Raw genomic sequence first — 11,773 nt, 5'->3', positions numbered from 1 at the left:
GTCGCTCGTCGTCGACCGGCGGTCGGCGGCGGGGCGGCGCACCGTCGCGCGGCGCGCCGTCCCGGGGACCGCCACGACGGGAAGGCGGGGGCGGAGTCTGACCGGTCCGGGACGCCGGACGGCCACGGCCCGGTGCGGCGGCGGCCGCGGGACGCGACGCGGGCTTGGCGTCGTCGCGGCGTTCCGGCTTGGCACCCGCCTTCACCTTCACCGGGGCGTCGGGGTCGCGTTCGCGGTAGATCCGGAAGAAGCCGATCGCCAAGGTGACACCGGTGGTGATGGCCATCGTCGGGAACCCGTTGATCAACGGGTTGGCGATGTCGAAGGCTCTTTCGAACATGCTCGAGCCGGCGCTGTTGTCCGAGGTCAGGAGGATGACTCCCGGGACGGTCACGGCGAGGACCAGGGGCGGCTGCACCATCGGGCCGAACAGCCCTCTGCGCTGGACGGCGACCACGGCGGCCACCGCGCCGAGCGCGTAGAAGATCTTGAACAGCAGGCCCAGGTCCTTCTGCGTCATCATGTTGATGAAGGCGCCAAGGATGGCGAGCCCGAAGCCCACCAGGACGGCGGCCCACCAGGGCAGCCCGCGCCTGGCGCCGACGAGCGGACGCTCGTCCCAGGCTACGGGAACGTCGTCGGCATCAGGATCGCTCTGGCGATCGCGAATCGCGGTCACAGGCCCCACCGTATATCCAAGCTGCGGACAAACCGCCAACAGGCGGTATGTCTATCGCCTGGTAGTGGTCATTCCGGACCACCCGGACGGACTGTCCGAGTGCTTTCCAGAGGTACTACGTGTAGGGGCGCGACAAGGTTGTCAGGCGGGTCGAAACGGAGCCTCCCATTCCGGAAATCGCAGGTAGGGAACGTCCTGCCGGGGGTGTTGGGACTGTTCCCACCACTCACGAGGCGGGTAGTTCGTCCGCCTTCCTGATCATGGGAACCGGCGCCGGGCTGCCCGACGCGTCGGTCAGCGGGGAGACCGTGCTCCGGAAGCTCTCGAGCGCTTCCAGCTCCCGCCGCCGGGCCGAGATGAAGCGCTGGAGATGGGTGCTCGACAGGTTCAGCGCGTCGACCGCGTTGCCCGCGGCCCGGTGCGCGGCCGCGGCGCCCGCCCGGACCTGCTCGACGTCCTCGACCAGGGCCCGCTCGGTCGCGGCGAACAGCGCGGCGGAGGCCAGCACGGCGAACCCGGTCGGTCCGCAGAGGAAGACCCGCCGGTCCAGCAGCCAGCGCAGCAGTTCCGGGTCGGTGTCCAGCGCGGCGACCACGGCCGCGTCGGACGGGACGAACATGATCGTCCCGTAGATCGCGTCGGCCCAGCGCTGGTAGCCCTTGCCCGCGAGTTCGGCCGCCCGCGACCGGATCTGCCGGACGTGAACGCGCAGCGCGTCGAGCCGCTCTTCGGGGTCGTCGGTCTCGACCGCTTCGGCCCAGCAGGCCATGCTCGCCTTCGCGTCGACAGGGACCGTCCGTCCGCCGCCGACCCGCAGCACCATGTCCGGCTTCGCCGCGCCGCCGCCCGCCAGGTCCGTTTGCAGCGTGAAGTGCAGCTCCTCGCGGAGCCCGAGCGCGCGTGCGGTCTCCAGGAGAACCTGTTCACCCAGTTCACCGCGGCCGCTGATCGAGGCGAAGGCGACCTCGTACCGGCGAAGCGCGAGCTGCTGCTGATCCGCCTTCGCGCGTTCGGCGGCGACCTGTTTCGCCGCCGCGTCCGCGCGCCGCATGCCGTCGTTGTACAGCCGCCACAGCAACGCGACGGCGACGAGCAGCAGGAGCGCGAGCACGACGGCCGCGGTGGTGATCACCGTCGCCACCGGTACCTCCCCTCCGGATCCGAGTCGGGGACATCATGGCGGAACCCACCGACAAAAACCGGACAGCGCGGTCGCGCTGCGTATCTGACCTGCGCCGTCCCCGGCGTGTCGGAAAGCGCAGCGGCTCCAAGGGCGCGCCTCCCCTTCCCGGCCGGTGCGCGGCCCTACCTTGGGCTGCGTGAAGCTCCTGCACACGTCCGACTGGCACATCGGCCGCACCTTCCACGGCGCCGATCTGCTCGCCGAACAGGAAGCCGTGCTCGGCCACGTCGCCGATCTCGCGGCCGCCGAATCGGTCGACGTCGTGCTCGTGTCCGGGGACATCTACGACCGCGCGGTGCCCTCGGCGGAGGCCGTCCGCGTGGCCACCACCGCGCTGGGCCGGATCCGTCAGGCCGGCGCGAAGCTGGTGATGACGCCGGGCAACCACGACTCCGCGCCGCGGCTGGGCGCGTTCGCCGAATTCGCCGCGGCGGGCGGGCTCTACCTGCGCGCCACGATCGACGGGCTCGCCGAACCGGTGCTGCTGCCCGACGAACACGGCGACGTCGCCCTTTACGGCATCCCCTACCTCGAACCGGAGCCCGCGCGCCACGCCCTCGGCGTGCCCGAGGCCCGCGGTCACACCGGCGTCCTCACCGAGGCGATGCGGCGGATCCGCGCGGATCTCGCCGCCCGTCCGTCCGGAACGCGGTCGGTGGTGCTCGCGCACGCCTTCGTCACCGGCGGCGAGCCGACCGAATCCGAGCGGACCATCGCGGTCGGCGGCGTCGAGCAGGTGCCGGGTTCGGTGTTCGACGGCGTCGATTACGTCGCGCTCGGCCACCTGCACGGCCCGCAGACCCTCGCCGAGCACCTGCGCTATTCGGGCAGTCCGCTGGCGTATTCGTTTTCCGAGACGCGCCAACGGAAATCGGTATGGCTGGTGGATCTCGGCGCGGACGGGCTCGCCGAGGTCCGGCGCCACGAACTGCCGGTCCCGCGGCACCTCGCGATGTTGCGCGGAGAGCTGGCGGAACTCCTTGAGGATCCGGAGCACGACGGGCTGACCGAACATTTCCTCTCCTTCACGGTCACCGACCGGGTCCGTCCGATCGATGCCATGCGCAAGCTGCGCGAGCGGTTCCCGTACGCCGTGCACATGGACTGGCAGCCGGAAGGCGGGCACGACGGCGCCGCGCTGAAGTACGCCGAGGCCGTCCGAGGGCGATCCGACGTCGAGATCACCCGCAGTTTCCTTGAGGACTGCCGCGGTTCCGCGCCGTCCGAAAGTGAGGAGCGGCTGGTGCTGGCGGCGCTGGGCGCGGCGGGCAGGGAGCGCGAAGTATGAGGCTGCACCGGTTGGAGGTCGCCGCTTTCGGTCCGTACGCGGGCCGTGAGGTGGTGGACTTCGACGTCCTCGGCGCCGACGGCTTGTTCCTGCTGCACGGCGACACCGGCGCGGGGAAGACGACGCTGCTCGACGCGATCGCGTTCGCGTTGTTCGGCACGGTCCCCGGCGCTCGCGGCGAGGTCAAGCGGCTGCGCTGCGATCTCGCCGAGCCCGACCAGGTCACCGAGGTCGTCCTCGAACTGACCGTCCAGGGCCAGCGGATGCGCATCGCGCGCAATCCCGAATACCAGCGGCCCAAGCGCCGGGGCGAGGGGATGACCCTCCAGCAGGCCAAGGCGGTGCTGAGCTGGGTCGGCACGGTGCCCGCCGGGCACGTGGCCGAAGGCATCACGCGGATCGACGAGGTCGCGCGCACGGTCGAGCGGCTCATCGGCATGACGCACGAGCAGTTCTTCCAGGTGGTCCTGCTGCCGCAGGGCGAGTTCGCGCGGTTCCTGCGGGCGAACACCGCCGAGCGCGAGGAACTGCTGGAGCGGCTGTTCGGCACCGAGCGGTTCTCCGATGTCGAGAACTGGTTCGCGAATCTGCGAGCCGAACGCGGCCGCGAGTTGCAGGCGAGGCAGCAGTCACTGCGGGAATGGGTCGCGCGGTTCGCGCAGGTCGCCCGGCAGGAAGCGCCCGAAGAAGGGCAGTCCGAGTGGGTCGAGGCGGTGCTCGCCGAGTCGGCCGAGCGCGTCGGCCAGGCTCAGGAACGGGACGCGAAGGCGCGCGCGGCGGCCGAGAAGGCCGAGGCCGTCTGGCAGGAGAACCGGTCCACCGCGGAGCGGATCCGCCGCGTGCGCACCGCGTACACGCGGCTCTCGGCGATCGCCGAGCAGGCGGATCAGCGCGCGGAGTGGGCGGACGAGGTCGAGGCGGCGCACCGGGCGGCCGGTGTGGTCGCGGAAGCGGATCTTCTCGAGCGCAGGCTGGATCAGCTCGCGGAGGCCGAAGCCACGGAGGCGCTCCGTGCGCAAGAAGTGCCTGACGCCGCCGACAATTCCGCCGCCGAGCTTCGCGCCCGCGCCCGCGGACTGCATGAAGAGGCGGGCGCGCTCGCCGAACTCGTGGCGGAAAGCGAGCAGCAGCAACGGGATCTGGTTCGCCGCGAGCAGCTGAGCACCGCCGCCGAGGAGGCGGAGAAGCAGTCCGAGGAGTTCGCCGCCGAACTCGAATCCACGCCGGAGAAGATCACGGCGTCGCGGGCCGAGGTGCTCGCGGCCGCCGAAGCCGAGGCGAAACTCGAAGGTGCCCGCACCCGGTTCGAAGAGTTGACGGCGCTGGTCCGGGACGCCGACGAGGTGCCTCGGGCGGAGCAGGCCGTCGAACAGGCGCGGGGACTGGTCCGCGACGCCGTCGACGTCCATCAGCAGGCGCGGCAGCATCGCTTGGACCTCCGTGAGCGCCGCCTCGACGGGATGGCGGCCGAACTCGCCGCCGGACTGGCCGCGGGTGAGGACTGCCCGGTCTGCGGGGCGACCGAGCATCCGGCGCCCGCCACGCACACCGGCGGTCTCGTCGATCCCGAGGACGAACGCCGCGCCGAAGCCGCCGAGCAGCAGGCCGACAAGCGACGGGAGAAGGCGCAGGCTTCGCTGCTGGAAGCCGAAGGACGGCTGAAGGTACTGGTCGAGCGGTTGCGCGGGCGCACCGCCGAGGCGCTGCGGGCCGAACTCGGCGAGGCGCGGGAGCTGGGCACGTCGCTGTCGGGAACGGCTCGTCGCAAGCCCGCCCTGGAGAAGCGGCTCCTCGAACTGGAACGCAAGGCCGAGCAGCTGGCCGAACGCCGTCGCGTGTCGGGGCAGCGGGCGGCCGAGGCCGCCACCGAGGTCCGAGGCCTCACGGAACGGCTGGCGGAACGGGAACGGCGGCTGGAGGCCGCGCGCGGCGAGTTCGCCGACGTCGCCGCTCGGCGGCAGCATCTGCTCGGCTTCGCGACCCGCTTGGACGTGCTCGCCGAAGCGCGGCTCGGCGTCGCGGGTGCTCGTGAGCGCCGTGACGAGCAGGCGAAACTGGTCAAGGAAGCGCTGCGGGCCAAGGGTTTCGCGGATCTCGACGAGATGCGCGCCGCGTCGCGGCCGGACGAGCAGATCACGAAACTGGAAGCGAGCATCGCCGACGCGAAGGTGATGGAGCAGGCCGCCCGACAGGAACTCGCTCAGCCCGAGTTGTTCGGCATTTCGCCGGAGGACGAGATCGACGTCGCGGCCTCCGAGGAAGCGGCGCGCGACACCCGTGGCGAGGCGGAACAGGCGCTCGTCGCCCTGCGGACGGCCACTTCGCGGCACAACGACCTGGCGAAAGTGGCCGACCGGATGACGTCCTTGTTGGCGGACCTTGCGCCGGTCGAAGAGCGGTACAACGAACTGAAGGCCTTGGCCGAGGTGGTCAACGGACGCGGGCAGAACGCGCGGAAGATGTCGCTGCGCTCGTACGTCCTGGCCGCGAGGCTGGAGGAGGTCGCGGTCGCGGCGACCGCCCGCCTTCGGACGATGAGCCAGGGCCGCTACTCCTTCGTGCACTCGGACGCGGCAGGCGCCCGGGGCACTCGCGGCGGGCTCGGTCTCGACGTGCTCGACGACTACTCCGGCACCGTGAGGCCCGCGAAGACGCTTTCGGGCGGCGAGTCCTTCCTCGCGTCGCTCTCACTGGCGCTGGGGCTCGCCGACGTCGTCGCCGCCGAGACCGGCGGAGCGCTGCTGGACACCCTGTTCATCGACGAAGGCTTCGGCACCCTGGACGCCGAGACGCTCGACATCGTCATGAACATCCTCGACGAGCTTCGCGCCGGTGGCCGGGTGGTCGGGCTGGTCTCACACGTGGAGGAACTGCGGCAGCGGATCCCGACCCGGCTTCGGATCCGAAAGGCGCGTACGGGCTCTTCGGTCGAGATCCACGCCGCCTGACTGGCTTAGGCTGTTTCGTGGCTCAGCAGCCACTGCTTCGCCGGTACACCCCACCGGAAGTTCCCCACGCCTCCGCCGGTCCGCACCACCCGGTGGCACGGCACGAACAGGGCCGCCGCGTTCTTCGCGCAGGCCGACGCGGCCGCCCGCACCGCCGACGGATTCCCCGCCAGCGCCGCGTATTCCGCGTAGCTCACCGGCTCGCCGGCGGGCACCTTCCGCAGGATTTCCCAAGCGTGCTCCCGGAAAGCGCCGGACCGCTGCCGTACCTCGATGTCGGCGACGGCGGCCAGATCGCCGTCGTGGTACCGGCGGATAGCGGTGCTCACCGGCCCCAGGTCCCGTCGCTGCTTCACCTCGCCGGGAAGCAGCGACGGCGAGATCAGCGGCGTCAGCTCGCCGACGTCGCCCGTCCAGCCCGAGGCGAGCACGGCCCCGTCACCCGCCACCACGGCGGTGAACGGGCCGATCTTCGTGTCCATTGTGGACCAATACGCGATGCTCATTTCTCTCCCTTTCAAGCGCGCCACAGGTACATGCCGGCGTACGAGGACCAGGGTTGCCAGGCCCGCCCTCGTTCGGCCAGCGTCTTTTCGTCGTCGGCGATGCCGAGCGCGGCCGCTCCCCGGCGCAGCGCGGGATCGCCGGTCAGCAGGACGTCCGGCGCGCCCAGGACGCGCATCAGGACGTAGTCCGCGGTCCGGGGGTCGATTCCCGGGAGTTCCAGCAGTTCCGCCCGCAACTCCGCGGGATCGCGGCCGACGTGGACCGAAACCCCGTCCGCCAGCGCGCGAGCCACCGCGGCCACTCGTTCCGGACCGTGTCCGGCGACCCGCTCCGCCGTCGGGAACAGCGTGGTCAACCCTTCGAGTGACTCGTCGCAGCTGGGCACGCGCTCGCCGAGGGCGTCGGCGAGCGACGCCGTCTCGGCGGGGGACAGCAACGCGCGCAGCACGAGTTCGTCGCCGTCGACAGCGCCGGGCACCCGGATGCCCGGGATCGCCTCGACCAGCGGCGCGAGCGCCGGGGCGGCCCCGAGCACCCGCGTGACCGCCTCGGGGTCGGCGTCGAGGTCGAGCAGCCGCCGCACCCTGGCCACCGCGCTGCTCAGGTCGCGCAGGTCGGTGAGCCGCAGGTCGCAGCGGACGTGGTCGTCCTTCGCGGTCAGCCACACCACGCCCGCGCCGTGCGCGAGCCGCAGCGTGCGTCCGTAGCCGGTCACGCCGGAATCGTCTCGCGTCACGTGCTCGACGCCCGGGACGGCCCGGTCGGCCAGGAAGTTCAGCACCCCGTCCGCGTCGAACGGTTTGCGGAACGGCAGCCGCAGGCTCAGCCGGGTCCCGGTCGGCGTCTCCTCGGCCTTCCGACGCCCGCGACGCAGGCTCGCCGCGCGAAGCTGCGAAGGCGTCGTCGCGAACACCTCGCGGATCGTCTCGTTGAACTGGCGGACGCTGGAGAAACCCGCCGCGAACGCGACGTCGGTCAGCGGGAGCCCGGACATCTCGATCAGCAGCCGCGCGGAGTGCGCCCGGTGCGCTCTGGCCAGCGCCAGCGGCCCCGCGCCGAGTTCGGCGGTGAGGACGCGCCCGAGCTGGCGTTCGGAATAGCCGAGCCGGCGCGCGAGCCCCGGGACGCCGTCGCGTTCGACGGTCCCGTCCGAGATGAGCCTCATCGCCCGCGCGGCGAGGTCGGCCCGGATGTCCCAGTCGGGCGAGCCGGGGACGGCGTCGGGGAGGCAGCGTCGGCAGGCGCGGAAGCCGTTGGCCTGCGCGGCCGCCGACGTCGGGTAGAAACGGACGTTCTGCTGCTTCGGCGTCGACGCGGGGCAGGACGGACGGCAGTAGATCCCGGTGGTGGCGACGGCCATGATGAACTGGCCGTCGAACCGGGAATCACGGGCGGCGACGGCGCGGTAACACCGTTCGGTGTCGCGCCACACGGCCCGTTCGGCCAGGGTCTGCTCGGTCATGACGTCGATCGTGCCACCAGGTCGAGGGCGCGGCTGGCGGAAATCCGACACGGCGATCAAGGCCTCGGCGGATGCGGTGGCGGGCGGCACGTAGACTTCTGGCCCGTGAGTCTCACCCTCGGCATCGTCGGCCTGCCCAACGTCGGCAAGTCCACCCTGTTCAACGCGCTGACCCGCAACGACGTGCTCGCGGCGAACTACCCGTTCGCGACGATCGAGCCCAACGTCGGCGTCGTCCCGCTGCCGGACCCGCGGCTGGACGAACTCGCCAAGGTGTTCGGCTCCGAGCGGACCGTGCCCGCCGTCGTGTCCTTTGTGGACATCGCGGGCATCGTGAAGGGTGCCTCCGAGGGGGCGGGGCTCGGCAACAAGTTCCTCGCGAACATCCGCGAGGCGAACGCGATCTGCCAGGTCGTCCGTGTCTTCGACGACCCGGACGTGATCCACGTCGACGACCGGATCGACCCGGCGAGCGACATCGAGACGATCAACACCGAGCTGATCCTCGCCGACCTGCAGACGCTCGACAAGGCGCTGCACCGGCTCGAGAAGGAGGCGCGGACCAAGAAGGAAGCCAAGCCCGCCCTCGACAACGCGGTCAAGGCCAAGGAGATCCTCGACGGCGGCCGGACCCTGTTCCAGGCGCAGAAGGAGGTCGACTTCGAAGCGCTGCGCGAGCTGAGCCTGCTCACCACGAAGCCGTTCCTCTACGTCTTCAACGCCGACGAGGGCATCCTCACCGACGAGTCCCGTCGCGAAGAGCTGGCCAAGATGGTCGCCCCCGCGGACGCGGTGTTCCTCGACGCGAAGGTCGAATTCGAGCTGCTCGAACTGGACGACGAGGAGTCCGTGCGCGAGCTGCTGGAGTCCGTCGGCCAGCACGAGCCCGGCCTCTACTCGCTGGCGCGCGCCGGCTTCCACACCCTCGGCCTCCAGACGTACCTGACCGCGGGCCCCAAGGAGTCGCGCGCCTGGACGATCCCGCAGGGCGCGACCGCCCCGCAGGCCGCGGGCGTCATCCACACCGACTTCGAGCGCGGCTTCATCAAGGCCGAGGTCGTCTCGTACGACGACCTGATCGAGAACGGCTCCATGGCCGCCGCCCGGTCCGCCGGGAAGGTGCGGATGGAGGGCAAGGACTACATCATGGCGGACGGCGACGTGGTGGAGTTCCGCTTCAACGTCTGAGCCGGCCAAGAAGGTGTTTGGCATTCGGGCGTCCCCAATGCCGCATTGGAGACGCTGAGTGTCCCCAATGCCGCATTGGGGACACTCAGCGACCGAGCCTTACGAGCGCGCTACTTCCGCAGCAGGTTGTAAGCGGCGGATCCGATCAGCTCAAGCGAAACCTGAAGCCGCTCAAGGGAAACGTTGTCCTTGATGGTGTCTTCAGGCGTGTGGTAGGTCGGCTCCAGCAGCGCCGGGCCGCCCTCGCCGCGCCAACTGAAGTTGCCCGAAGCGATGCCGCGCTCGAAGAACGGCACGTGGTCGCTCGAACCGCGTGCGACCGGGCCCTTCACCTGCGGGTCGTAGCCGAGCCGTTTGGCGGCGGCGTTGACGGCCGCGGTCGTGGCGTTGTCGGCGCCGTCGACCGAAAGCAGCCAGTAGATGTTCGCCGGGTCGTAGCTGGTGGCGACCATGTCGTTCTGGAAGCAGCCCGCGATCCGCTTCGCTTCCGGGTCGGACAGGTTCGAGACGTAGTGCCGCGAGCCGATCAGCCCGTACTCCTCCGAACCCCACAGCGCGAACCGCAGCGCCTTGTTCGTCGGCAGGTACCGCAGGACTCGCGCGAGTTCGAGGCACAGCACGGTGCCGCTGCCGTCGTCGTTGGCGCCCGGCGACCCGGGGACGCTGTCGTAGTGCGCGGTCACCATGACCACGCCGTTGTCCTTGCCGGGGAAGGTGGCGGGCCGCTCGGCGATGACGTTGTACGACGTCAGGTTCTTGTGGTGGGTCGCCGTGACCTTCGCGGTGACCGAGCCCTTGGCGAGCCGTTCGCGCAAGCGCTCCACCTGCACCTGCGCCAGGCCGAGCACCGGCACGGTGACCGGGGTGGCGAGCGTCGGGGAGAACGCGGACAGCTTCCGCGCCGGGTCCGCGCTCACCCGGCCGATCAGCACGGCGTCCGCTCCGCGCTGCGCTGCCGTGAGGTACGCGTCGGCCTTGTTCGTCACGGCGGCGATCAGCACGATCTTGCCGGTGAGGTCGTCGGGCAGTGTGTTCCCGTCACCGGCGTCGACGACGACGGCCTCGCGCGTGACGTCCTGCGCGCCCTGCGGCGAGGAGCCGGTCTGCCAGCTGTCGCGGCCGATCGACAGCCCGCCCAGGAACTTGTCGGCGATCGGGAACGGCTGCAGGGTGACCTGGTAGCGCAGTTCGCGCAGCACCTTCGCGATGTAGTCCTTGGCCCGCAGTTCGCCTTCGGTTCCGGCGATCCGGGGGCCGATCTTGTCGCTGAGCACCCGCAGGTGCTCCAGCGCCCGCCGCGACCGGACCCGCGCGATCACGGGGTAATCGCCGAAGTCCAGCGACGGCGGGAACTGCGCGCCCGGACGTTGCTGCGTGGCCGCGGCGGCGGTGCCGGGGTTCAACCCGATCGTCGCCGCGCCCGCCAGTGCCACCGCGCCCGCGAGCACCTCACGTCTGCGCAGACCTGCCATGGAACACCCCTCACTTCTCGGAGAACCTCGTTCGAGTAGCTAAGAGTCGGAAAGCCGCCGGAACAACCTCCGATCGTCCCCTTTTTCCGGTTCAGCGCACGGCGACCCGGTGGTAGGCCTGCGAGACGGCGACGACTCCGCTGATCGCCGCCGCGATCACCCCTCCGATCAGCAGGACGGTCCCCACGAACGGCCCGAAGTCGCCGACGTCGGCGAGCCGTCCCCAGAACGAGCCTTCGAGCAACGCGCCGACGAGGATGAACACCGGCGCGACGATGCCGAGGAAGAGGATCCAGCGGAACCGGGCGGACAACGTCAGGACGAGGATCCCGGTGATGCCGAGGATGAACGGGCCGGGCGGGATGTCCGGGAATCCGGGGACGCCCGACGCGATCTGGATGATCAGGCCGGCGACGCCCGCGAACAGGAAGAAGGCGTTGGCGACGGCCGCGGTGGAACGGTTCATGGCGGAACTCCTCACTGGATCGGATGACCACTGAAGAGTCCTCTTCGCGGACGCGGAGGGCGTCGGCCCGGAAGCGGCAATCGGGCCTACGCGGACCTGCGTAGGGGTTCGCCGAGGACCTCGGTGACCTCCGCCGAAATCGCCGTCACCAGCGCTTCGCCGAACACGCAGAGCGTGTACTCCCACGGATGCCCGAACGTGCCCAGCCGGAAGTCCGGCGTCAGGTACACGTAGTAGTCGCCGTCCGGGAACGGGCTGAGCGGCCAGTCCTTCGCGGACGTCGGGAACCGGTACGACTCGTGATGCCAGTCGAGCGCGTACAACTCGTCGGCGCAGGAGGCGAGGCCTCGCTGGATCACGGCGACCATCCGGTCCAGCAGGAGGTACCCAGGGTCGTCGTCGAGGGCGGACAGGCTCCAGGTCGCCGATCCCGCGGGCTCGTCGATCCCCGGCCACTCGAACCGGTCGGTGCTCGGCCGGAAGGCGAACTCCGCGTAGAAGCGGCTCCACACTTGCCGGTACTCGGCGTCCCCCAGCGTTTCGATGCTCACGCCGGGAAAATACGCGCCACAGGAGTGAT

At 70.7% G+C, this 11,773-nt stretch carries 10 protein-coding genes; 3 read left to right on the top strand and 7 right to left on the bottom strand.

The window, feature by feature from the left end; all coding sequences use genetic code 11:
- Together B0293_RS39865 and rmuC are read right to left on the bottom strand one after the other, a co-directional pair.
- Window positions 1-679 (bottom strand): DUF6542 domain-containing protein (locus B0293_RS39865; protein ID WP_077241503.1); only part of this gene is annotated, 679 nt, incomplete at its 3' end.
- A 226-nt stretch (window positions 680-905) separates the two neighbouring features.
- Window positions 906-1,820 (bottom strand): DNA recombination protein RmuC, encoded by a 915-nt coding sequence (rmuC, locus tag B0293_RS39860; RefSeq protein ID WP_005157320.1) that lies wholly within the window; start codon window positions 1,818-1,820, stop codon window positions 906-908.
- A gap of 178 nt (window positions 1,821-1,998) precedes the next feature.
- Between rmuC and B0293_RS39855 the strand changes: the two genes are divergently transcribed.
- Window positions 1,999-3,150 carry an exonuclease SbcCD subunit D gene (locus tag B0293_RS39855; protein WP_005157319.1) on the top strand — a complete coding sequence of 384 codons (1,152 nt, stop codon included), beginning with the start codon at window positions 1,999-2,001 and terminating at the stop codon, window positions 3,148-3,150.
- Entirely contained in the window at window positions 3,147-6,098 is a 2,952-nt protein-coding gene (locus tag B0293_RS39850; protein WP_005157317.1) for an AAA family ATPase, read from the top strand. Before B0293_RS39855 ends, B0293_RS39850 begins: the two co-directional genes overlap by 4 nt.
- 5 nt (window positions 6,099-6,103) lie before the next feature.
- On the opposite strand, the gene B0293_RS39845 is transcribed toward B0293_RS39850, so the two are convergent.
- Window positions 6,104-6,604, bottom strand: coding sequence for a methylated-DNA--[protein]-cysteine S-methyltransferase (locus B0293_RS39845; RefSeq protein WP_005157315.1), 501 nt, complete (start codon window positions 6,602-6,604; stop codon window positions 6,104-6,106).
- Window positions 6,605-6,615: 11 nt separating this feature from the next.
- Window positions 6,616-8,067 (bottom strand): DNA-3-methyladenine glycosylase 2 family protein, encoded by a 1,452-nt coding sequence (locus B0293_RS39840; RefSeq protein WP_039917935.1) that lies wholly within the window; start codon window positions 8,065-8,067, stop codon window positions 6,616-6,618.
- A gap of 105 nt (window positions 8,068-8,172) precedes the next feature.
- Between B0293_RS39840 and ychF the strand changes: the two genes are divergently transcribed.
- On the top strand, window positions 8,173-9,255 hold the full coding sequence (ychF, locus tag B0293_RS39835; protein WP_005157311.1) for a redox-regulated ATPase YchF: 1,083 nt from the start codon (window positions 8,173-8,175) through the stop codon (window positions 9,253-9,255).
- A gap of 110 nt (window positions 9,256-9,365) precedes the next feature.
- On the opposite strand, the gene B0293_RS39830 is transcribed toward ychF, so the two are convergent.
- The 3 genes from B0293_RS39830 to B0293_RS39820 all read right to left on the bottom strand — a co-directional run bounded on the left by B0293_RS39830 (window position 9,366) and on the right by B0293_RS39820 (window position 11,744).
- Complete coding sequence (locus B0293_RS39830; RefSeq protein ID WP_005157310.1) at window positions 9,366-10,727, bottom strand: M28 family peptidase; 1,362 nt, start codon at window positions 10,725-10,727, stop codon at window positions 9,366-9,368.
- Between the two features lie 91 nt (window positions 10,728-10,818).
- Window positions 10,819-11,193, bottom strand: a complete 375-nt coding sequence (locus B0293_RS39825) for a hypothetical protein (protein ID WP_005157309.1) — start codon at window positions 11,191-11,193, stop codon at window positions 10,819-10,821.
- Between the two features lie 86 nt (window positions 11,194-11,279).
- Window positions 11,280-11,744 carry a DUF2716 domain-containing protein gene (locus B0293_RS39820; protein ID WP_005157308.1) on the bottom strand — a complete coding sequence of 155 codons (465 nt, stop codon included), beginning with the start codon at window positions 11,742-11,744 and terminating at the stop codon, window positions 11,280-11,282.
- Between the last annotated feature and the right edge of the window lie 29 nt (window positions 11,745-11,773).

Origin of the sequence: Amycolatopsis azurea DSM 43854 (assembly GCF_001995215.1) — a bacterium.
In the GTDB taxonomy this organism is placed as follows: Bacteria; Actinomycetota; Actinomycetes; order Mycobacteriales; family Pseudonocardiaceae; genus Amycolatopsis; species Amycolatopsis azurea.
Note: the sequence above shows the minus strand (reverse complement) of the source record. Positions and strands in the feature narration are given on the sequence as shown.

What these genes read in the sequence shown, in the direction of transcription:
- B0293_RS39825 (WP_005157309.1), bottom strand. Translation starts at nt 11,193, where the DNA reads ATGAACCGTTCCACCGCGGCCGTCGCCAACGCCTTCTTCCTGTTCGCG.
- B0293_RS39840 (WP_039917935.1), bottom strand. Translation starts at nt 8,067, where the DNA reads ATGACCGAGCAGACCCTGGCCGAACGGGCCGTGTGGCGCGACACCGAA.
- B0293_RS39845 (WP_005157315.1), bottom strand. Translation starts at nt 6,604, where the DNA reads ATGAGCATCGCGTATTGGTCCACAATGGACACGAAGATCGGCCCGTTC.
- B0293_RS39850 (WP_005157317.1), top strand. Translation starts at nt 3,147, where the DNA reads ATGAGGCTGCACCGGTTGGAGGTCGCCGCTTTCGGTCCGTACGCGGGC.
- B0293_RS39830 (WP_005157310.1), bottom strand. Translation starts at nt 10,727, where the DNA reads ATGGCAGGTCTGCGCAGACGTGAGGTGCTCGCGGGCGCGGTGGCACTG.